General features: G+C 67.2%; 13 protein-coding genes. 9 read left to right on the top strand and 4 right to left on the bottom strand.

Features of this window, described 5'->3' with window-relative positions:
* Positions 1-21: 21 nt before the first annotated feature.
* The 5 genes from recC (at position 22) to AWC08_RS22175 (ending at position 11,757) form a co-directional block, all read left to right on the top strand.
* Complete coding sequence (gene recC, locus AWC08_RS22195; protein WP_069434077.1) at positions 22-3,318, top strand: exodeoxyribonuclease V subunit gamma; 3,297 nt, start codon at positions 22-24, stop codon at positions 3,316-3,318.
* The gene (gene recB / locus AWC08_RS22190) at positions 3,318-6,620 is read left to right on the top strand and encodes an exodeoxyribonuclease V subunit beta (protein WP_142283736.1); all 3,303 of its coding nucleotides are present in this window, start codon (positions 3,318-3,320) and stop codon (positions 6,618-6,620) included. Before recC ends, recB begins: the two co-directional genes overlap by 1 nt.
* A complete protein-coding gene (recD, locus tag AWC08_RS22185) occupies positions 6,617-8,386 on the top strand; it encodes an exodeoxyribonuclease V subunit alpha (protein ID WP_082986574.1) in 1,770 nt (589 codons plus the stop codon). Before recB ends, recD begins: the two co-directional genes overlap by 4 nt.
* The gene (locus AWC08_RS22180) at positions 8,379-9,104 is read left to right on the top strand and encodes a TVP38/TMEM64 family protein (protein ID WP_065135879.1); all 726 of its coding nucleotides are present in this window, start codon (positions 8,379-8,381) and stop codon (positions 9,102-9,104) included. Before recD ends, AWC08_RS22180 begins: the two co-directional genes overlap by 8 nt.
* Before the next feature lie 70 nt (positions 9,105-9,174).
* The gene (locus tag AWC08_RS22175; RefSeq protein WP_065135883.1) at positions 9,175-11,757 is read left to right on the top strand and encodes an SEC-C domain-containing protein; all 2,583 of its coding nucleotides are present in this window, start codon (positions 9,175-9,177) and stop codon (positions 11,755-11,757) included.
* A gap of 92 nt (positions 11,758-11,849) precedes the next feature.
* Here the strand turns inward: AWC08_RS22175 and AWC08_RS22170 are convergent, their stop codons facing one another.
* Positions 11,850-12,257, bottom strand: coding sequence for a TA system VapC family ribonuclease toxin (locus AWC08_RS22170; RefSeq protein WP_069434903.1), 408 nt, complete (start codon positions 12,255-12,257; stop codon positions 11,850-11,852).
* Positions 12,254-12,481: an antitoxin gene (locus tag AWC08_RS22165; RefSeq protein ID WP_065135877.1), complete on the bottom strand. Its 228-nt coding sequence runs from the start codon at positions 12,479-12,481 to the stop codon at positions 12,254-12,256. Before AWC08_RS22165 ends, AWC08_RS22170 begins: the two co-directional genes overlap by 4 nt.
* A gap of 104 nt (positions 12,482-12,585) precedes the next feature.
* On the opposite strand from AWC08_RS22165, the gene AWC08_RS22160 reads away from it, so the two are divergent.
* Positions 12,586-13,704 carry an HNH endonuclease gene (locus AWC08_RS22160; protein WP_065135876.1) on the top strand — a complete coding sequence of 373 codons (1,119 nt, stop codon included), beginning with the start codon at positions 12,586-12,588 and terminating at the stop codon, positions 13,702-13,704.
* Positions 13,705-14,171: 467 nt separating this feature from the next.
* Here AWC08_RS22160 and AWC08_RS22155 read toward each other — a convergent pair whose 3' ends face one another.
* Entirely contained in the window at positions 14,172-15,113 is a 942-nt protein-coding gene (locus AWC08_RS22155) for a class I SAM-dependent methyltransferase (protein ID WP_065135875.1), read from the bottom strand.
* Between the two features lie 144 nt (positions 15,114-15,257).
* On the opposite strand from AWC08_RS22155, the gene AWC08_RS22150 reads away from it, so the two are divergent.
* On the top strand, positions 15,258-17,633 hold the full coding sequence (locus AWC08_RS22150) for a lysylphosphatidylglycerol synthase transmembrane domain-containing protein (RefSeq protein ID WP_069434905.1): 2,376 nt from the start codon (positions 15,258-15,260) through the stop codon (positions 17,631-17,633).
* 5 nt (positions 17,634-17,638) lie between these two features.
* Here AWC08_RS22150 and AWC08_RS22145 read toward each other — a convergent pair whose 3' ends face one another.
* Positions 17,639-20,269, bottom strand: a complete 2,631-nt coding sequence (locus AWC08_RS22145; protein WP_069434906.1) for a GH92 family glycosyl hydrolase — start codon at positions 20,267-20,269, stop codon at positions 17,639-17,641.
* A 139-nt stretch (positions 20,270-20,408) separates the two neighbouring features.
* Here AWC08_RS22145 and lpqN point away from each other — a divergent pair, with 139 nt between their 5' ends.
* Together lpqN and AWC08_RS22135 are read left to right on the top strand one after the other, a co-directional pair.
* Entirely contained in the window at positions 20,409-21,098 is a 690-nt protein-coding gene (gene lpqN / locus AWC08_RS22140; protein ID WP_065131804.1) for an envelope biogenesis lipoprotein LpqN, read from the top strand.
* A gap of 150 nt (positions 21,099-21,248) precedes the next feature.
* Complete coding sequence (locus AWC08_RS22135; protein WP_065131757.1) at positions 21,249-21,731, top strand: hypothetical protein; 483 nt, start codon at positions 21,249-21,251, stop codon at positions 21,729-21,731.
* The last annotated feature ends 24 nt before the right edge of the window (positions 21,732-21,755 follow it).

Below are 21,755 nucleotides of genomic sequence, written 5' to 3'. Positions count from 1 at the left end.
GGCGGTCTAGGGTGGCCCGCAATGGCGCTTCATCTCCACCGTGCCGAACGGACCGACCTGCTCGCCGACGGTCTCGGTGCCCTGCTGGCCGTTCCGCTGCCCGACCCGTTCGCCCAAGAGCTCGTTCTGGTGCCGGCGCGCGGGGTGGAACGCTGGCTCAGTCAGCGGCTCTCCCACCGGCTGGGCTGTGCACCGGATCGTGGTGACGGCGTCTGCGCGGGCGTCTCCTTTCGCAGCCCGGCGTCCCTGATCGCCCAGATCGTCGGCACCCTCGACGAGGACCCGTGGTCCCCGGATGCGATGACCTGGCCGCTGCTGCAGGTGATCGACTGCTCAATGGCCGAGCCGTGGTGCCGCACCTTGGCAAAACATCTGGGACACTTCGACATTGGGGACGAGGCTGACTTGCGCCGGGGCCGGCGCTATGCGCTCGCTCGCCGCCTGGCGGGTTTGTTCGCCTCCTATGCCCGGCAGCGTCCCGGGCTGCTGGTCGACTGGCTGGCCGGAAATCTGGGCGATCTGGAAGCCGACTTGCACTGGCAACCCGAGCTGTGGCGCGCTCTGGTCGCGACGATTCCAACCGATCCGCCGCATGTCCGGCACGCCAAGACGCTCGACAACTTGCGTCACAGCCCGGCCGCGCTGCCGCCGCGCCTGTCCTTGTTCGGCCATACCCGGCTGGCACGCACCGACGTGGAGCTACTCGAGGCGGTCGCCGTCCACCACGATCTGCATCTGTGGCTGCCGCACCCCAGCGACGCTCTGTGGCGGGCACTCGCCGGCGTACATGGCACCGTGCCGCGTCGCGAAGACACCAGCCATCGGCAGGTGGGGCACCCACTGCTGGCCACCCTCGGTCGTGATCTGCGTGAGCTGCAAAGAAGCCTGCCCGCCGATCCCGCGACCGACGAGGCGCTCGGCGAGCCTGACCGCCGGGATACCCTGCTCGGCTGGCTGCAGGCCGACCTGGCCGCCAACACGGTCCGTCCGGCCGGCCGCATGCTGGCCGACGACGACCGGTCCGTACAGGTCCACAGCTGCCACGGCCCGGCCCGGCAGATCGACGTGCTGCGGGAGGTGCTGCTCGGCCTGCTGGCCGACGACCCGACGCTCGAGCCGCGCGACATCCTGGTGATGTGCCCCGACATCGAGACCTACGCCCCGCTCATCGTCGCCGACTTCGGCCTCGGTGAGGTGGTGAGCGGCGCACATCCCGCCCACCGACTCCGGGTTCGGCTCGCCGATCGTTCACTGCTGCAAACCAATTCGCTGCTGGGCGTGGCGTCGCAGTTGCTCGGTTTGGCCGGCGGGCGGGTCACCTCGAGTGAGGTGCTCAATCTCGCCCAGTCAACCCCGGTGCGGGCCCGGTTCAGCTTCAGCGACGACGATCTGGAGGGCATCACCCGCTGGGTGCGCCAGGCGAACATTCGGTGGGGTTTCGACCAGGAACACCGCGCCCCGTTCGGGGTCGACTTCGTGCACAACACCTGGCGATTCGGCCTTGACCGCGTCCTGGCCGGGGTCGCGATGTCCGAGACCGCGCACGCCTGGATCGATTCGACGCTCCCTCTCGATGATGTCGGCAGCAACCGGGTGGAGTTGGTCGGCCAGTTCGCCGAATTCGTCGACCGCCTACAGCGCGTGGTCGACTCGCTGACCGGAGCACGACCACTGGCCGCCTGGTTGACGGCCCTGACCGACGGCATCGGTCTGCTGACGCGTATCGACGAGGACGACGCCTGGCAGACCAATCAGATGCAGCGCGAGTTCGCCGACGTACTGCGCACGGCGGGTTCCCGGGATCAGACCCTGCTGCGTTTGCCCGACATTCGTGCCCTGCTGCAAAGGCACCTGGCCGGGCGTCCCACCCGCGCCAACTTCCGCACCGGCACCCTGACGGTGTGCACGATGGTGCCGATGCGTTCGGTTCCGCACCGGGTGGTCTGCCTGGTGGGCCTCGACGACGGGGTGTTCCCGCGGCTCGGCACCGTCGACGGCGACGACGCGCTGGCGCGCCAACCGCTCACCGGCGAACGCGATATCCGCTCCGAGGACCGGCAGCTGCTGCTGGATGCCATCGGGGCGGCCAGCAGCAATCTAGTCATCACCTACACCGGGGCCAACGAATACTCGGGGCAGCGCCGGCCCCCCGCCGTCCCGTTGGCCGAGTTGCTCGACACCTTGGACATGACCACCGCCGAGCCGGTCCGGTCGCGGATCATGGCCGAACATCCGTTGCAACCCTTCGACGTTCGCAACGTGGAACGCGGCGCGCTGGTGCCCGGCGCGCCCTTCAGCTTCGATCCGACGGTGCTGCGCGCAGCACGTTCGGCAACCGGGAAACGATCCGAGCGACCCAGGCTAATCTGCGGTCCACTGCCGCCGCCACCACCGGACGACGTCGCCCTCGCCGACCTGGTCGCGTTCTTCAAGGACCCGGTGAAGGGCTTCTTCCGGGCCCTGGACTACACGCTGCCCTGGGACGTCGACGGTGTGCAGGACGCCATGCCCGTCGACATCAACGCACTCGAAGAATGGACCGTCGGCGACCGGATGCTGAGCGACATTCTCGGCGGGCTGGCCCCGGACGCCGCCCGGCAGGCGGAGTGGCGGCGGGGCACCCTGCCCCCGGGCCAGCTCGGCTGGCGCAAGGTGACCGAGATCCGAGATCAGGCGGCGCTGCTGGCGGCGGCGGCCTTGCGGCACCGACGCACCGACACCGCGACTTACGACGTCGACATCGATCTCGGTGGCCGGCGCGTGACCGGCACGGTGCCCCAGGTGTTCGGCGATCGCCTGGTGTCGGTCACCTACTCCAAACTCGACGGCAAACACCTGCTCCAGTCGTGGATTCCGTTGTTGGCGTTGCATTCTCACGCACCGAGCCGGGACTGGTCGGCGATCTGCATCGGTCGGCCCAAACGGGGCACCACACCGCGCGAGGAGCACCTGGGACGCCCGCAACAGCCGGCTCTCGAGGTGTTGCGCGACCTGGTGGCCATCTACGATGCCGGACGCCGTGAGCCGATTCCGTTGCCCATCAAGACGTCCTACGCGTGGGCGTTGGCCCGGCACTGCGGAGACGACCCGGTCAAGCCGGCGGAATACCGGTGGCGAAGTGGTCTGTATCCCGGGGAGGACCAAGACCAGGCGCAGGTGCGGGCCTGGGGCCGCCACGCCCGGCTCGACGACCTCATGCAACCGCTGCGGCCCGGTGAGTCATCCGCGGGAGAAGACCATCGCCTGGGCGCGTACGCCGCTCGCCTGTGGCTGCCCATGCTGCGGGCGGAGTCGCGGGCCCAGCGGAGGCCAGGATGATTCCACCGTTCGACCTTCTCGGCCCGCTGCCCGCGCAGCGGTCCACCACGGTCCTGGAGGCCAGCGCGGGCACCGGCAAGACTTTCGCGTTGGCCGGTCTGGTCACCCGCTACGTCGCCGAGGGCCACGCGACGCTCGACGAGATGCTGCTCATCACCTTCGGTCGCGCGGCAAGTCAAGAGCTTCGTGAGCGGGTGCGCTGCCAGATCGTGGACGCGGTGGCCGCCTTCGGTGACCCTGCGATTGCCGAGGGCAACGATCTGGTGCGTTACCTCGTCGACGGCACGGATGCGCAGCGTGACGCACGAAAGCAGCGACTGCGCGACGCCCTGGCCGGCTTCGACGCGGCGACCATCGCCACCACCCACCAGTTCTGCCAACTGGTGCTCAAATCCCTTGGTGCGGCAGGCGATACCGATTCCGGCGTCACGTTGCTCGAGGACCTCAACGACCTGGTCACCGAGATCGTCGACGATCTCTACCTGGCACATTTCGGGCGTCAGCGCGACGACCCCGCCCTGACCTACCGCGAGGGGCTGCGAATCGCGCGCGTGGTCGTCGCCAACCCGTCCACCCAGCTGCGCCCACGCCACCCGGAACCGGGTTCGCGCGCCGCGGTCTGTGTCGCCTTTGCCGAAGACGTTCTCGCTGAACTGGAAAGGCGTAAGCGGCGCCGCGGTGTGCTGGGATACGACGATCTGCTCATCCGGCTGGCCGCGGCACTGAACACCGACGACTCCCCCGCTCGGGCCCGGATGCACCAGCGCTGGCCCATCGTCATGGTCGACGAGTTCCAAGACACCGATCCGGTCCAGTGGCAGGTGATCAACCGGGCCTTCAGCGGGCGGTCCACGCTCATCCTGATCGGGGATCCGAAGCAGGCCATCTATGCGTTCCGCGGCGGTGACATCGTCACCTATCTCGACGCGGCCAGGACCGCCGGTGACAAGCGAACGCTGGTCACGAACTGGCGCAGTGACAGCGCGCTCGTGCAGCGATTGCAAGCCGTGCTGCGCGGAGCACAACTGGGCGACCCCGCCATCGTGGTGCACGACGTCGCGGCCTCGCACGGCGGCCATCGCCTCGCCGGTGCTCCGCACAATGCTCCGTTCCGGCTTCGAGTTGTGCGCCGGAACACGTTGGGCCGCAAAGGTACCCAGAATCTGCCGATCGACGAACTGCGCGAGCACATCGGCCGCGATCTCGCCGCCGACATCGGCGGACTGTTGTCGAGCGCGGCAACATTCGACGGCAAGCCGCTGGAAGCCCGCGATGTCGCGGTGATCGTCGAGAGCCACAAGGATGCCCGCGCCTGCCACCGCGCACTGACCGAGGCCGGTATCCCCGCGGTCTACACCGGCGACTCCGACGTATTCAGCTCCGAAGCCGCCGACGACTGGCTGTCGCTGTTGGAGGCGTTCGATCAGCCGCACCGCCCCGGGGTCGTGCGTGCGGCCGCGACGACGATGTTCTTCGGAAAGACCGCGCCGGACCTCGCGGCCGGAGGTGACGCGCTCACCGACGACGTCGCCGACACCTTGCGCCAGTGGGCGGATCACGCCCGCGAACGAGGTGTCGCCGCGATATTCGAGGCCGCCCAATTGAATGGCATGGCCGACCGGGTGCTGTCGTGGTACGGCGGCGAGCGGCACATGACCGATCTCGCGCACGTGACGCAACTGTTGCAGGAGGTCGCGCACCGGGAGCGCTATTCGTTGCCCGCGCTACGGGACTGGCTGCGGGGCCAACGCGAGGAACGGGCCGGCGCCACCGAACGCAATCGCCGGATCGACAGCGACGCGGCCGCGGTCCAGATCATGACGGTCTGGGTCAGCAAGGGGCTGCAGTACCCGGTGGTGTACCTGCCGTTCGCTTTCAACCGCAACGTCGGCGAACACGACCTGGTGCTGTTCCACGACCAGGGACAGCGCTGTCTGCACATCGGCGGCAAGGACAGTCCCGACTTCGCGGCCGTGGAGGAACTGGGCCGCAAGGAGACAGCCAGTGACGACAGCCGATTGACCTACGTCGCGTTGACGCGTGCCCAGTCGCAGGTGGTGGCCTGGTGGTCACCGGCTTACGGCGAACCCAATGGTGGGCTGTCACGGCTGTTGCGGGGCCGACGTCCTGGGGAGTCGGCGGTCCCGGATCGCTGCGAACCGCTCAAGATCGCCGATGACGAGGCGTGGGAGCGGCTTCGGCAGTGGCAGGACGCCGGTGGTCCCGTCGTGGAGGAGTCCGTGATCGCATTGCCCCCGCGGATGTCTGGCCAGCCGGCGCCGTCCGATCTCGGCATCCGCCATTTCCACCGGGCCATCGACACGGCCTGGCGGCGCACCTCCTACTCGGGCCTGATCCGCTTGGCGGACCAGGCGGTCGGTGTGAGTAGCGAACCTGAGCTCGCCGAACTCGACGACGAAGTCGGCGATATCCCGCTGACCGGGGCGGCACCGGTGCCGAATCTGCCCTCCCCCATGGCCGAGCTGCCGACCGGCGCGCAATTCGGCACGCTGGTGCACGCGGTGCTGGAGACCAGCGACCCCTTCGCGGCTGACCTCGCCGCCGAACTCGAGGCGCAGATCGGTGTTCACTCGGCGTGGTGGCCCGTCGATGTCCCCGCACCGCAACTCGCCGCGGCGCTTGTCCCGATGCACGACACTCCCCTGGGGCCGTTGGCGGCGGGGCTGACGCTGCGTCGGATCGGTCTGCCGGACCGGTTGCGGGAGTTGGACTTTGAGTTCCCGCTGGCCGGCGGGGACGTTCGGGGTGCCGCCGTGGAGCTGCGGCTCGCGGACGTCGGACGGTTGCTGCGAGCCCACCTTGGGGCCGACGATCCGCTCGCGTCCTACGCCGACCGACTGACCGGTGACGCACTCGGCGGCCAGCCGCTGCGTGGCTATCTCAGCGGGTCGGTGGACGCGGTGCTGCGGATTCCGCACGAATCCGGGCACCGTTTCCTGGTCGTCGACTACAAGACCAACTGGCTCGGCGAACCGGACCGACCCCTGACCGCCGCCGACTACACACAGCCGAGGATGGCCGAGGCGATGCTGCACTCGGACTACCCACTGCAGGCGTTGTTGTACAGCGTTGTGCTGCATCGGTTTCTGCGTTGGCGACAGCCGAACTACGATCCGGCGCGGCATCTGGGCGGGGTGCTGTATCTGTTCCTGCGCGGAATGTGCGGACGCGACACCCCGGTTCTCGACGGACATCCGGCCGGGGTGTTCAGCTGGGCCCCGCCCGCGCAGCTGGTGATCGGACTGTCCGACCTGCTCGACGCGCGCGGGGCGGCCGCGTGACCGCCGAGACGCTCGACCCCGCCGACCGCCGGCAGGCTGTCAGTGCCACCGGCCTGTTGCGCACGTTCAACGAAGCCGGTGTGCTCGAATCGGCCGACGTGCATGTCGCGCAACGTCTTACGGCGATGGCCGGCGAGCCGGACCCCTCGGTCGCCCTGGCACTGGCACTGGCCGTGCGCGCGCTGCGCGGCGGCTCGGTGTGCGTGGACCTGCGGTCGGTGGAGTCCCAGGTCGGCATCGCGGAGTTGCCGTGGCCGCCGGTGGCGCAGTGGCTCACGGCGGTGGCGGCCAGCCCGTTAGCCGGCGAGCCGCCGGTGCTGCGCGTATATAACGGCACTCTGGTGTATCTGGACCGGTATTGGCGTGAGGAGCAGCAGGTCGCCGACGACTTCTCGGCGCTCCTGTCCCGTCGTGGCCCGTCTCTGGTCCCCGAGGTCGACCGGTTGTTTCCGGCGGGCTACGAGGAACAGCGCGAGGCCGCCGGCATCGCCCTGGACCAAGGACTGACGGTATTGACCGGCGGCCCAGGTACGGGCAAGACCACCACGGTGGCACGGCTGCTGGCGCTGTTCGCCGAGCAGGCGGAGCTAGACGGTCGGCCGCGGCTGCGCATCGCGCTCGCGGCGCCGACGGGCAAGGCGGCGGCCCGGCTGCACGAGGCGGTGCAGTTACAGGTGAACGAACTGGATCAGGTTGACCGGCAACGGGTTTCAGGTCTGCGGGCGACGACCATCCACCGCCTGCTGGGCAGCCGGCCGGATACTTCGTCGCGGTTTCGTCACCACCGGGGCAACAGGTTGCCGCACGATGTGATCGTCGTCGACGAGACGTCGATGGTGTCGCTGACGATGATGGCGCGGTTGCTCGAGTCGGTTCGCCCGCAGACCCGGTTGCTCCTGGTCGGCGATCCCGACCAGTTGGCGTCGGTGGAGGCGGGAGCGGTGCTGGCCGACCTGGTCGACGGACTCGCAGCGCGCCGGGACGCGCGGGTCGCGGCGTTGCAGACCTCGCACCGATTCGGGGAGTCGATCGGCCGGCTGGCGACGTCGGTTCGCGACGGACAGCCCGATCTGGCCGTCGACCTGCTGCGCGCCGGTGGCGATCACATCGAATGGATCGACACCGAGGACCCGACCGAGCACCTTCGCACAGTGCTTGTGCCACACGCCCTTGCGCTGCGGCAGGCCGCCGTGCTCGGTGATGCGAAGGCCGCGCTGGCCATCCTCGACGAGCACCGGCTGCTGTGTGCCCACCGCCGGGGACGATACGGGTTCGCGCACTGGAACCGTCAGGTGGAGCGGTGGCTGGTGGAGGCAACCGGCGACCCGATCTGGTCGCCGTGGTACGCCGGACGACCGGTACTCGTGACGAGCAACGACTACGGGTTGGGCGTCTACAACGGCGACACCGGGGTGACCGTGGTTGACGGCGCGGGCCAGCGGGGCGCGCTGCGAGCGGTCATCGCCGGTGCTGACGACTTGCTCGAGTTCGCCACCAGCCGGCTGTCAGAGGTCGAGACGATGCACGCCATGACGATTCACAAGAGCCAGGGCAGTCAGACCGAGGTGGTCACCGTGCTTATGCCGCCCGAAGATTCGCGGTTGCTGACGCGGGAGTTGTTCTACACCGCCATCACCCGGGCGAAGCGGAAGGTGCGGGTGATCGGTCCAGAGACGTCGGTGCGGGCCGCGATAACGCGGCGCGCGGTGCGGGCCAGCGGGCTGGCGCCGCGGCTGGCCAGTTCCCCCAGCGGCCAACATGGTTGACGACGACGGCTTCGCAGCGCCGTCGCGGCGCCCCCACTTCATCCGGCTGCTGGCGTTTGTGGCTTTCCTGCTCACCATGTTCTACCTGGTGGCCATTGCCCGAGTGGTCGACATCGACGCGGTGCGCCGCACCGTTACCGCGACCGGACCCATGGCGCCGTTGGCATACATCGTCATGTCGGCCGTCCTCGGGGCCATGTTCCTGCCAGGCTCCATTCTGGCCGCGGGCAGTGGGCTGCTGTTCGGTCCCGTGCTGGGCCTCTTCGTGACGATCGGGGCGGCGATGGGCACGGCCATCGTGGCAAGCACTGTCGGCCGCCGGGCCGGCCGGGACAGCGCACGAGTGCTGGTCGGCCCCAATCGGGCGCAGCGGATCGACTCGGTGATCGAACGAGGCGGACTGTGGGCGGTCGTAGGCCAGCGCTTCGTTCCGGGCATCTCCGACGCGTTTGCTTCCTATACGTTCGGGGCGTTTGGGGTTCCGTTGTGGCAGATAGCAATCGGATCATTCATCGGGTCGGCACCGCGGGCGTTCGTCTATACGGCGCTGGGTGCTTCGATTCGGGATCGCTCCTCGCCGCTGGCCTATGCGGCCATAGCGGTGTGGTGCGTCACCGCGGTTGTCGGCGTGTTCGCCGCGCGGCACGTCTACCGGCACTGGCGCCACCATCCCGGTGGCGACGGTGCGGCTACGGAGTCGGGAGACGAACCGAGTTGACTGTCACAGATGTCAGCATCGCGATGCGCCGGGCGGACGCTGGTGCCTTCAGCGGCATAGGGTGGGCACCGTGGTGACGGAGTTGGAGTCGATCCAGACCCTGGAGAAGATTCTTGCCGAACACGGCCCGCTGTCCGAAGATGACATCACCATTCACCTGCGCCAAGCCGGCGTCCCCGATCCAGAGCTCGTGCTGCGCCTTCTCCGTCGTGAAATCGATTGCCCGGCCGGACAGTTGAACGATGAGCGGTGGGTTTGGCTGCCCACGGTGCTGGCCGGGCGGGTGTTCACCCACCGGCTCGGCGCACTCGAGGCGACCCACGACATTCTCACCGCGAACCCGGACCTGAATCCGATCACCGTCCTCTGTGAGCACGAACAGTACGCCCGGTTCAGCGACGGTTCACCCGCGCAGGTCGTCATGATCGACTTCGACGACGACGTGCTTGAAGAGCGGGGCATCCCCGAGGAGGCGGTCGAAGAGGGCGGGGCGTTGCTGCTGGCGCCCGGAACGCTGCGGTCGCTGGGCGTCACCGAAGGAGACCTGGTCGGTGTGCGCCTGACCGCCGACGGGCTCGCGGTCGAACGAATCACGCCGCCATCCGCGGCGGATGCGAACGCCACCTCCCTCGGCGCCCGACTCACCGCCATGGCCGACACCGACGAGCCGATTTTCTTCGCCGCGGCGGTCTGGGCCGCATGTGTGGAGGATCCGGCACTGCTCACCGAGCCGCTGCCACCGCTGTCCGACATCGCCGACCAAAGCGGCTTGACGCGGGACCGCGATTCGTTGGCCCACGGTGAATTCGACTTCCCGGCTTGGCGTTTGGAGGCCAGGTGCAAGCTGATGGCCGAGCGCCACGGCATCGAATTCGACGACGCAGTCGTGCTGTACGCTTTGGTCGAAATGTACGAGCGCATATCACTTCTGGTCGATGCCGCCGAGGACGACGTACCCGATGAGGATGTACTGCCGCCACCGGACGCGGGTGCGACCCCGTCTGCCGATGACACCTCCACGGACCTGGCGGGTGAGCTCGGCGCGGCGCTGGCCGATCCACTTCTCGCCGAGCTGCTCGTGGCCGAAACTGTCGACGTCGACCCCGACGGTGCAGCTGCGCTGGGTTTGTTCGCCGCGGTGCTGGAAGCGAGGGTGCCTCGCGCGGCGCGCGCACCCGTGCGCTGGCTGCGCGCCGTCGCGCTGCAGCGGCTCGGGGACGTCGAAGCAGCTGAACGCGAGCTGCTGGCGGCCGAGTCAATGGACACCAGCTGGCCGTTGACCCTCGTCGATCTGGCCCGCATAGCCTCCGATCGCGGCGACGCCGAGCGCGGTCTGTCGCTGCTGCGCCGTGCCGGTGCCGAGCCGGACGACCCGCTGGTCGCGCTGTTGGAGCGGCACCGCGCGCAACCGCGCCGCGACATCGGCCGCAACGAGGCGTGCTGGTGCGGGTCGGGCCGCAAGTACAAGAAATGCCATCTCGGGCGGGAGGAGTCGCCACTGGCCGAGCGAGTGAACTGGCTCTACGCCAAGGCTGCCCAGCACGTCATGATGAGCGGCTGGAACGACCTGCTGGCCGAGGTGGGCTACGAACGCTGCAGGTACGCCGATCCAGACGACGAGGACGCGCTGGCCGAGGCGCTGGCCGATCCGCTGGTGCTGGACGCGGTGCTGTTCGAAGGCGGCGCGTTCGAAGAGTTCCTTCGAGCGCGCGGGGCGCTGCTGCCCGATGACGAGCGGCTGCTGGCCGAACAATGGCTGCTGGTGGAGCGTTCGGTCTTCGAAGTCGAGCAGGTACGCCGCGGCCATGGGATGACCGTGCGCGACCTGCGCACCGGCGACACCCACGAGGTGCATGAGCGGGCGGCCAGTTCCGCGCTGCAGGCGGGTCAGCTGATCTGCGCCCGTGTGGTGCCCGCCGGGGACAAGATGATGTTCTTCGGTGGCATCGAGCCCGTTGCGCTGCACCAGCGTGACGAGCTGATCGATCTGCTTGACGGCGAACCCGATGCGGTGACGCTGGTGGCGCAGCTGACCCGCCGCTTCGCGCCACCGACGCTGGTCAACACCGAGGGCGATCCGCTGACAATGTGCGAGGCGAGTGTGCAAGTCGGCACTGCGCCCGGGATCATCGGAGCACTCGACGAAATCTACGACCGCGTGGACGCTGACGCTGACCAGCCGCGTTGGAACGAGCACGTCATGGTCGACGGCTTGCAACGGGTTCGGGCCACGCTGGCCCTCGACGGCGACACGCTGCGGGTGCAAGCCAACAGTGAGCCGCGGATGGACCGGGTCCTGGCCACGCTCGCGCAACTCGACCCGGCGGTGACCGTGCTCGACGACATCCGTCACCCGGTGCGGGACGCGCGCGAAGCCGCAGAGGTGGCCGCGCGGATGCCGGTCAGCGGCCAAAGCCCGCTCGACCCCGCCGATCCTCAGGCCGCCCTGCTGGACGAGGTGATCCGCGGGCACGAGGCCCGCTGGCTCGACGAGCCCATTCCCGCACTCGCCGGACGTACGCCGCGGCAGGCAGCCGACGACCCGACCCGGCGCGGCGACCTGATCAAGCTGCTCGATACGTTTCCCTCGGGGGCCGGCGCCGGTGCGGGCATGGATGCAGATCGGCTGCGCGAGGCGCTCGGTTTGGAATAACCGGGCCGCGTCGCCACGCGACCGATGCGCCGATCTCGACGGCGAAATTTGAGAGAAGTCGCTGCGCTAAGTGCTCAACACGCGTGCGGCCCCTAGTCGGGGGGAGTAGTCGAAAGTATTACGGCGACGTCACCGTGCAGCTGCGCCAAGCCGCTGTCGAGGGTCGCAAGTTGCCCTCCGTTGGTTCGCGCGAGTTGAGCAAGGTATGCGTCGGTTACCTGTCGGTGCCCGACCACGTTACCGAGCCGCACCTCCGCGAAAGAGATTCGGTCGGGCCAGAATTCGTGGCGATCCATCGCCTCGATCGTGGCGACCACATCACGCGCCGCAGCTACGGACTGCCCCGATCGGAGGAGAAATCGAATCAGGCTTCCCTGCGTCACCGGGCAGGTGGCGATGGTCGTGTCGGACGCCGCCAGCCATTCGGCAGCGACGTCATGATGCACGTGCTCTGCGACGACGAGGGCAATGAGGACGTTGGCATCGAGCAGGGTCGTCACTCCTCATCCTCCAGGGAGCGCACGTCCTGTGAAGTGACAATTCGGCCGACCCTGACCACCGGAAACCCCGTCTTCGGATCCACCGCCATTCCCGCTGAACTTTCCGACGCCAAACCGCGTCGGATCAGGTCGGCGACCGTTTCGCTCAGCGTGCGTTGAGTGTCGCGAGCTATGGCCTGGGCCAACTTGTGTAGGTCGTCGGGCAGATCGATAGTCGTGCGCATGCCGCATCTTATCATCACTGCATCATGATGCAGTGATGCGCGGAGCTGTGCACTTCATTGAGCCTGTTTGCGCCTATGCTTGCGGCCGAAGGGGGACCTCAGTCATGGCCGAGGGCGGCATCGACCCGCTGCTGCTGGGACAGCGCGTCGTCGCGATCCTGGAAACCGGATTACGCACGGCGACATACAAACTGGCTACCTTGATGGCGCTCATCGACTTCTGCATCGAGAACCTGCCTGCGCAAACCGGTGACCCGCTAGCGGTTCCGATTTCCGACCTTGCTCACCGAGTACTGGAGATCTACTGGCGTCAAGTCCGCCCGTTCGACGGACGCGAGTTGCACCAGTCGACCCAGCCGAGAGCCCGGATCCTGAACGCCGCCAACCGATTACGCCACGCAGCGACGGCAGGCCACGGGAGCTTGTCGCTCGAGGTGGCGTCGGTTCGAGCGACCGACGTCTATCGCGAGGCCATTGACGACATCACCTTGTGCTTGGCTCGACAGCCACTGCATCGGCTACAGCGGCTTCCTGGCGCATCGACCAGTGATCCCTTCCTCTACGACGATTCGTTTCTGCACGATCATGTGTCACGGTCAGCGCTGCGGGCACACGGGGACGCGATCGAACTGCGCCCCGGTGTCGCACATGGACTTGCCCGTCTCGCCGGATTGCTCAAGCCGGCCCTGGAAATCATGTGGGTCGACGACGTTCGGCGCATGAACAAATTCCTCGATGCGGACGTGCCCGACGTTGCGGGTCACCTGTTCGGCCGCGAACGCACCGCGTTGGCGATCGTCCGGGAACCACTCAAAGACGTCTTCGGCGCACACTGCTTCTACTGTCGAAGCCATCTGCCGTCCGACAACCCGATCGACCATGTTCTCCCCTGGTCATTGGTCGGGATTGACGGCTTGGCCAACCTCGTCCTGTCGTGCGCGCGGTGCAACGGTGACAAGAGCGGGGCCTTACCCGCGGTGCAAATCATCGATCGGGTGTTGGCCCGCGATCGAAATGGTTTGGAGCAGATAGCAAAAGACATTCAATGGCCAACACAGCGCCACCGCGTCGTGGCGGCAGCCCGCGGCATTTACCGAAACCAACCTGAAGGTGTGCCGACGTGGTCCGGATACCGAAGCACCACACGACTCGACATCAGCATCCCGCCGTGGTGGATTGCGACCGACAGATACGAATCCGCACCACCACCCGACCCGCGTTAGACGACACTGGATGAGATGACCACCGACGCGCTTGGCGCAGCGGCCTGAGATCAGCCCGACAGGACACCGCGAGACCGTCTTCGCGCGACGCTGCTTATCAGTGCGCTGTCCGACTGGGTACCTCTTGCGGAAGTTGAAACCGCGATATCCCACTACCGATTGTCCGAAAACGATTGGACCCGGAAAGACTTGGCAGTGGAGACCGTCAGGTCGCTCCTGGAAGACGGACTCGTGCGAATCGGGGATCTTCCCTACCCTGGCGAGAAATTCACCGGCTGGAATCTCCCGATCGACACGGAACGCGTCCACGACCTCTTCGTCACCCACCACGTCGAGCCCGCGTTGTGGGGATTCAGGATCTGGCTGGGACTCACGCCCGCCGGCGAGCAGCTAGCCCAACGACTCAGGAATGAGGCCGTGGACGGAGACCGATGGCCTTGCTCGACGCACGCACCGGAATTCGAAATCTATCCCCGCACCGCCGAGACGAACTGGGTGCGCGGCGAAGCGTCCTCCACCCCGTCCGGCACGCCGCGTCCGTAGCTGGCCATCAGCTCGGGCGACGGGGTCACCGTCGCGTCCCAGCCGTGCCGGCGCAACCACTCGCCCACGTCCTCGCGCTCCTCGAAGTACCACAGGTCATCAGTGCGGGGCATTTCACGCTGCGGGTCAACCTGAGCCATCACCGCCCGAATCCGATCCACCCGCTCCCGTCGCTGCGCGCGCACGTCCTCGTCGAGCCAATCGGGTCCCGGCGCCTCCACCGCGATCCGACTGCCAGGTGCCGCGAGATTCTGAATGCGTTCGAACAGCAGCTCGTGAGCGACCGCGGGCAGGTAAGGCAATAAGCCCTCGACGGACCAGGCACTGGGCGCCGACGAATCAAACCCGGCCTGCTGCAACACGGCCGGCCAGTCTTCGCGGAGGTCCACCGCCACGGGAACGCGGTTGCCGGTCGGCTCGGCGCCCTGCTGAGCCAGCGTCGACACCTTGAATTCCAACACCTTTGGCTGGTCGAGTTCGTAGATGGTCGTCCCGGCCGGCCAGGGCAACCGCCAGGCCCGCGCATCCAGACCGGCCGCCAGGATGACGACCTGACTCACTCCCGAGCGAGCCGCCTCGATGAAGAACGTGTCGAAGAAGGCTGTCCGCGACGCCATGTAGTCGACCATCGATTGCATCTGGGCGGGCAGCTGCGGCTCGGTTTCGAGAATCGCAGCGGGTAGGTCGGGCTTGGCGAACCAGTTCCACACCCCGTCGCCCACCGCGTCGAGGAACACCCGCGCGAAGGGATCCCGGATCAGCGGGACTTCGCTCTCGGTCTCGGCGGCCCGAGCTGCGGCCACACCCAGCGCCGTCGCGCCCACACTCTCGGTGATTTCCCAGGAGTCGTTCTCGGTGCGTGCCATATCAGCCCTCCTAGTCACCGGAACACAACAGCCGCGAGACTACATCAGCAGTGTGTGAGCCGACGCGCACGTTAAGTTGTCGTAGAACAGCCGACGGCGACACCCCGGAAGACGGATCCCAAGGATCTCAAAGGACCCCTGCACATGCGAGTTGACGGCCGCGACATCACCGTGTCCGGCAGCTTGCTGCAACCCCTGACCCGACGCACCAACGACATCATCCGGCTCGTACTGGCCGCCGTCGCTCTCGTGGCGGTAGTGACCAGCTCGCTGATCACCCGCCCCCGCTGGGTGGCGCTGGAAAAGTCGATCTCGGAGATCGTCGGCGTCCTCACCCCGACCCAGGCCGATCTGGTCTACCTGATCTACGGCATCGCGATCCTGGCGCTGCCGTTCGTGATCCTGATCGGTTTGATCCTGTCCCGGCAGTGGAAGCTGTTGGGCGCCTACGGCGCCGCCGCACTGATGGCGGTTCTCCCGCTATCCATCAGCAGCAACCGCATCGCCGCACCACGGTGGCACTTCGACCTGAACGACAAGCTCACCACCGTGCCGTCCCAATTCCTCGACGACCCACGGTGGATCGCGATGCTTGCGGCGGTCCTCACCGTGTCCGGGCCATGGCTGCCGGCCCGGTGGCGGCACTGGTGGTGGGCGTTGCTGCTGGCCTTCGTGCCCATCCACCTGGTGGTCAGTGCGATCGTGCCGGCCCGCGCGGTGGTGGGACTCTCGGTCGGCTGGTTCGTCGGCGCGTTCGTGGTCCTGGTCGTCGGCACTCCCGCGCTCGAAGTGCCGTTGGAGGGCGCGGTCCGCGCGATGGCCAGGCGCGGCTTTCTGGTGTCGCGGCTCGTGGTTGTCCGCCCGGGCGGACCGGGGCCACTGGTGTTGTCGGCCGAGTCGACCGAACCGTCGGCCCGCGCGGCCGTCGAGTTATACGGCCCGCATCAACGCAGCGGTGGCGCACTGCGCCAACTGTGGTGGAAACTGCGGTTGCGCGGGTCCGAGACCGCGCCCCTGCAAACCTCGTTGCGCCGCGCCGTCGAGCATCGCGCCCTGATGGCTATCGCCATCGCCGACACCGGCGTCGCCAACACCGCGACGATCGCGCTGGCGGTTCTGGACCGCGGCTGGACCATGTATGCCCACCAACCCGTACAGGGCATTCCGCTCGACGAATGCGCCAACGACACACCGGTCGCCAACGTCTGGGAGTCCCTGCGCGTCCTTTACGACCACCAGATCTCGCATGGCGACCTGCGCTGCAACGAAATCACAGTCGCCGAGGGAAAGGTGCTGTTCGGCGGGTTCGGCGCCGCCGAATACGGCGCCACCGACTCCCAACTGCAATCCGACATCGCCCAGCTGCTGGTCACGACATCCGCGCTGTATGACGCCGAGTCCGCGGTCGGCGCGGCGATCGCGGCCTTCGGCAACGACAGCATCCTGACCGCATCGCGCCGGCTCACCAAATCCGCTGTGCCCAAACGAATCCGGCAGTCGGTGGCCAACCCCAAGGCGGTGATGGCCGCCGCGCGGGCGGAGGTGCAGCGCCAGACCGGTGCCGATGAGATCGAAACCGAGACCATCACCCGGTTCAGCCGCAGCCAGTTCATCCAGCTGGTCCTGATCGGCGCACTGGTCTACGTCGCCTATCCCTTCATCAGCACCGTGCCGACGTTCTTCCACGAACTCCGGACGGCGAACTGGTGGTGGGCGCTGCTGGGCCTGTCGGTGTCGGCACTGACCTACGTCGGCGCCGCCGGAGCGCTGTGGGCGTGCGCCGACGGCGCGGTGAGCTTCTGGAAGTTGTCAATTATGCAGGTGGCCAACACATTTGCGGCCACCACCACGCCGGCCGGTGTCGGTGGACTGGCGCTGAGTACCCGGTTCCTGCAGAAGGGCGGCCTGACCGCCTTGCGCGCCACAGCGGCGGTGGCGCTGCAGCAAACGGTTCAGGTGATCGTGCACCTGACGTTGCTGATCTTGTTCAGCGCCGTGGCCGGCACATCGACCGATTTGTCCCACTTCGTCCCCAACGCCACCGTGCTGTACCTGATAGCCGGTGTGGCGCTGGGCATCGGCGGCACCTTCTTGTTGGTGCCGAACCTGAGACGTTGGCTGGCAACCGAATTGCGCCCCAAGATTGGCGAGGTCACGCGCGATCTCACCGAACTGGCGCGCGAGCCCAAGCGGCTGGGCCTGATCGTATTGGGCGCTGCCGGAACAACTCTCGGCGCGGCGTTGGCGCTGTGGGCCAGTGTGGAAGCGTTCGGCGGCGGCACGACCTTCGTCACGGTCACGGTGGTGACAATGGTCGGCGGAACACTGGCGTCGGCGGCGCCCACCCCGGGCGGGGTCGGGGCGGTGGAGGCCGCGCTGATCGGTGGACTCGCCGCCTTCGGGGTGCCCGCCGCGATCGGCGTGCCGTCGGTGCTGCTCTACCGGGTGCTCACCTGCTGGCTCCCGGTGTTCGTCGGCTGGCCGGTGATGCGCTGGCTCACCAAGAACGACATGGTCTGAGGGACCTACTCGGCCACGTCCGTGCCTGGGACGTCGACCATGACGGTCAGATACCTGCTGCTTCCGGCGACGGCCGCGGTCAGGTACACCGGGTAATACCCCTCGGGTACCTGCTGAGCAACCGTAATCGCGACGGCCACGCTCGCGCCTCCGTTGGCGTCGAACCGTCCCGTGACCGGTGCGACCGTGATGCCCGGCGCGTAAGACGTCCCGGTGACGGTGTACTCACCGGGTCCCTCGATCATTCGCTGGGCGTCCAGCGTCACCGTGCCCGTGGTGCCGGGGGTGATCGTCGCCAGCGGGCGGGCGACGTTGATGGTGACCGTCGAACTGCCCGCACCGAACGACGGCGGCGCCGAGGAGGCGCTGGTGCCCCAGTGATCGGGCCGGGCCCCGAGTGTGAACGCAATGTCACCGCCGGTGCGGATCAGCGACTCGGGAACATAGGTGCGGTCGCTCGGTTCACCATCCAGGCGCAGACCTCTGATGTACTTAAGGCGGTTGAGACCCGAGGCCCCGGGTGCGGTGATCCGAATGAATTGCCCTGTCGGCAAAGCGATTACAGCACGGTCGAACAGCGGTGTGTTGATGGTCAGCAGCGCTGTCCCCGGGGTGATCGGATACAACCCGAGGGCAGCCCAGACGTACCAGCTCGACATCGCGCCGAGATCGTCATTGCCCGGTGCGCCATCCGGTGTCGGGCCGAACAGCCCACGGACCCGGTCGACGGTGCGTTGGGTCTTCGACGGCTCTCCGATGTAGTTGTACAACCAGGGCACACCGAAACCCGGTTCGTTGCCGGCCCACAGGTAGGGGTCGTTGGGACCCTCGTTGAGGCGCTTGGTGAATCGGTCAAGGCGTGCGGCGACGGCCTTGGGACCACCGAGCGCGGTGACCAGGCCGGCGACGTTCTGTGGTACCAGCCATAGATACTGCTCGGCGTTGCCCTCGTCGTAACCGGGCTGACCGAAGGCCGACCTCGACTCTCTGAACCCTGGGCCGTCGCGGAAAAGTCCGCTCGGACTGCGCGGTGAGATATACCCCGTCGTCGGGTTGAACAAGTTCTGCCAGTACTGAGCCCGATTCTGGAATTCGCGTGCTATGCCGTCCTGACCCAGCGCGGCGGCGAATCGGGAGATGGCGAAGTCGTCGATGGACCACTCCAGAGTGATCGAGGCACCGGGACCGAATTCGGTGAGTTGTGGGACGTAGCCCAGCTGCAGGTAGGCGCCGACGCCTGGACGCTCGACATAGCCGTTGACACCGGCACCACCGCGCGTCGCGCCACTGACCATGAAGCGCAACGCCGCGCCGGTGTCGAAGTCCTTGGCTCCGAACATGTATAGGTTCACGATCAGCGGGACGACGCTGTCGCCGGTCATCTGGCTCGTCGCGGAGTTCGCCAGTGCCCACCGCGGCAGCGAACCGCTCTGCTCGGCGTCGGTGACCAGCGATTGGGCCATGTCGCTGGCTTCCTTGGGGAACAGCAGCCCCTGCAGCGCGGCCAGGCTGCGGTAGGTGTCCCAGTCGGAGAAGTTGGCGTACTGCGTACGACCCTGCGCCACCGTGTGAATCGCGTTGTCGAAACCGATGAAGTGGCCGTCCGCGTCGTTGAAGGTATTGGGATGCAACAGTGATCGGTACAGACAGGTGTAGAAGGTCGTCAGGTCGCCGGGGCTGCGGCTGGAGACCATGATGCGGGACAGCGCATTGTTCCACGCGCTCGCCGCGGCCGCGCGAACACCGTCGAAGTCTCCCCGCTCGGCTGCCAGATTCGCCCGAGCGCCTTCGATGCTCACATAGGAGATGGCGGTTCGCACCTGGAGCACCGCGCCGGCCGGAAACTGCACGTATCCACCGCTGTACGGCGAATTCGCCTGACGGACAGAGTTATACACCGAGTAGCCGTCCCAGGTCCCGTACGCCACGAACGGCTGGTTGAATTCCATCGCGAAGTACACCGTGTAGGTGTTCTGCTTGTCGCAGAACGAGCCGCTGGTCGCCCATCCGGTGATCGTGGTGTTGTCCTCGCCGATCTGTATTGCCGCGCGCGAGTTGCCCGCCAGCGACGCGCCAGAGCGTACGTGCAGCAGCGCCGGCTGGTTGTCCCGCGGAAAAGTGAACCGGCCCAACCCGGTTCGGGTGGTCGCGGTGAGTTCGGCCTTGACGCCGGTGTCGGGGAAACGAACCGTGTAGTAGCCCGGCACACCGGACTCGGTGTTGTCGTGGGCGATTCGATCCCAGGCGCGCCACGGCCGTCCGCCGACGGCACTGGTCGTCGGCAGCATCGAGATGTCACCGAAGGCGGGGCAGCCCACCGAGGCGTGGGTCATGCTGAATCCGGTGGCGCGTTCGTTCGCATGGTCATAGCCGGCGTAGTTGCCTACCGTGTCGGGCGAGTACTGCACCATTCCGAATGGCACGGCGGCCCCGGGGAAATTGTTGATTTCTCCCACGATGTCTCCCCCGGTGCCGGTGCCGACGAGGGTGTCGACGTGGTCCACCGGGTTCCTGACGGCAGCGGGCTCACCGTCATAGGCCGTGGGCGACAGCAGGAAGAACGGCACGAAGAGGGCCAGCACCGCGCCCACGGCGACGCTCACCCTCAGGCCCGTTCGCGTCCGTGCAGACCGCATAAATGTCTCTTACTGCACGCCGGGTGTTCCAGGGGAGTTTTCGTCAAACGACCCAACGTAGATATCGGACATTCGGCTAGTGTCTTGTCCGACGTCACCGGCACAGATACCGGTGCCAGAACTTCTGGAGATGCGATACATGAAGGACCTCACGGCGGTAGTCGCAACGGTGGCATTGAGCCTGGCGCTGGTCGGCTGCCACACCGAAACCAAGACCGAAGTCAAGACGTCCACGTCGACCAGCACGTCGACCTCGACGTCGACGGCCACCTCGTCGGCGACCACCAGCGCCACCTCGGGCGCCCAAGCCAACAAGACCATCGCCGACTACATCCGTGAAGCCAACATCAAAGAGATCGCGGTGCACCACGGCGACCCCGGATCTCCGACGATCAACCTGCCAGTACCCAACGGCTGGCACACCGTTCCGGAAGGACAGGGAGCTCCCTACGGCGGCATCGTCTTCGACGCCCCTGCCGACCCCAACGATGCGCCCACCATCGTCGCCGTCGTCTCCAAGCTCGAGGGCAACGTCGACCAAGGCAAAATTTTCGAATACGCGCCGGGTGAATTGAAGAATCTGCCGCAATTCGAGGGCGGCAGCGCCAACGGGAAGGAATCCACCCTCGGCGGGTTCCCGGCGTGGCAGTACGGTGGCTCCTACGTCAAGAACGGCAAGCAGCGCACGGTCGCCCAGAAGACGGTGGTGATCACCGGCCCGAACGGTCTTTTCGTGCTGCAACTCGACGCCGACGCGCCCGAGGCGGAGACCGGTCCGTTGATGGACGCCACTGCCGTCATCGACGAGCAGACCACGATCACCCCTTGATCCAGCCGAGTACGCACAGCGCCGCGGAGCCCAGACGCTTCGCGGCGCTGTGCGTTACGGTCCCGCATCCGATGCACCTCGGCACGCCCAAGCTGTGGGCGAAACCCCGGCGTCTCCCGCCGCACGCCGCGATTGTCTACGGTGAAACGCATGACAGAACAGTCGTATGCGGTTGACGTCGGGCATCCCCCGTCAGCCTTGCTCAAAGCCGTCAACCCCGCGCTGAGCTTCCTGTTGGGAACCCCGCTGGGCGGTTCGCTGCGCCGGCAGTTCATGGTGCTGAACTTCTCCGGGCGCAAATCAGGCAAGCAATTCAAATTGCCGGTCAGCGCTCACGTCATCAACGGCGACCTCTACGCGCTGGCCAGTGCGGCATGGAAGTACAACTTCCGCGGCGGGGCGCCCGCACAGGTCGTCTATAACGGCAAGACGACCACGATGCGTGGGGAACTCGTCGAGGACCGCGCCGCCACCCGTGATCTCTACTTGCGCGCCGCACAGTCCTACGACGTCAAGCGCGCGCAGCGCCAGATGGGACTGAAGTTCCGCGACAACCGCATTCCGACGGCCGAGGAGTTCGGCGAAGCGATCGAACGACTCAAGCTGGCCGCCGTCAAATTCACCCCCGCCTGAGCGGCATGTCTTGCCCTTGCCACC

The sequence above is a fragment of the Mycobacterium gordonae genome (genome assembly GCF_002101675.1).
Taxonomy (GTDB): domain Bacteria; phylum Actinomycetota; class Actinomycetes; order Mycobacteriales; family Mycobacteriaceae; genus Mycobacterium; species Mycobacterium gordonae.
Note: the sequence above shows the minus strand (reverse complement) of the source record. Positions and strands in the feature narration are given on the sequence as shown.

What these genes read in the sequence shown, in the direction of transcription:
- recC (WP_069434077.1), top strand. Translation starts at nt 22, where the DNA reads ATGGCGCTTCATCTCCACCGTGCCGAACGGACCGACCTGCTCGCCGAC.
- AWC08_RS22180 (WP_065135879.1), top strand. Translation starts at nt 8,379, where the DNA reads ATGGTTGACGACGACGGCTTCGCAGCGCCGTCGCGGCGCCCCCACTTC.
- AWC08_RS22165 (WP_065135877.1), bottom strand. Translation starts at nt 12,481, where the DNA reads ATGCGCACGACTATCGATCTGCCCGACGACCTACACAAGTTGGCCCAG.
- AWC08_RS22160 (WP_065135876.1), top strand. Translation starts at nt 12,586, where the DNA reads ATGGCCGAGGGCGGCATCGACCCGCTGCTGCTGGGACAGCGCGTCGTC.
- AWC08_RS22155 (WP_065135875.1), bottom strand. Translation starts at nt 15,113, where the DNA reads ATGGCACGCACCGAGAACGACTCCTGGGAAATCACCGAGAGTGTGGGC.
- AWC08_RS22150 (WP_069434905.1), top strand. Translation starts at nt 15,258, where the DNA reads ATGCGAGTTGACGGCCGCGACATCACCGTGTCCGGCAGCTTGCTGCAA.
- AWC08_RS22145 (WP_069434906.1), bottom strand. Translation starts at nt 20,269, where the DNA reads ATGCGGTCTGCACGGACGCGAACGGGCCTGAGGGTGAGCGTCGCCGTG.
- lpqN (WP_065131804.1), top strand. Translation starts at nt 20,409, where the DNA reads ATGAAGGACCTCACGGCGGTAGTCGCAACGGTGGCATTGAGCCTGGCG.
- AWC08_RS22135 (WP_065131757.1), top strand. Translation starts at nt 21,249, where the DNA reads ATGACAGAACAGTCGTATGCGGTTGACGTCGGGCATCCCCCGTCAGCC.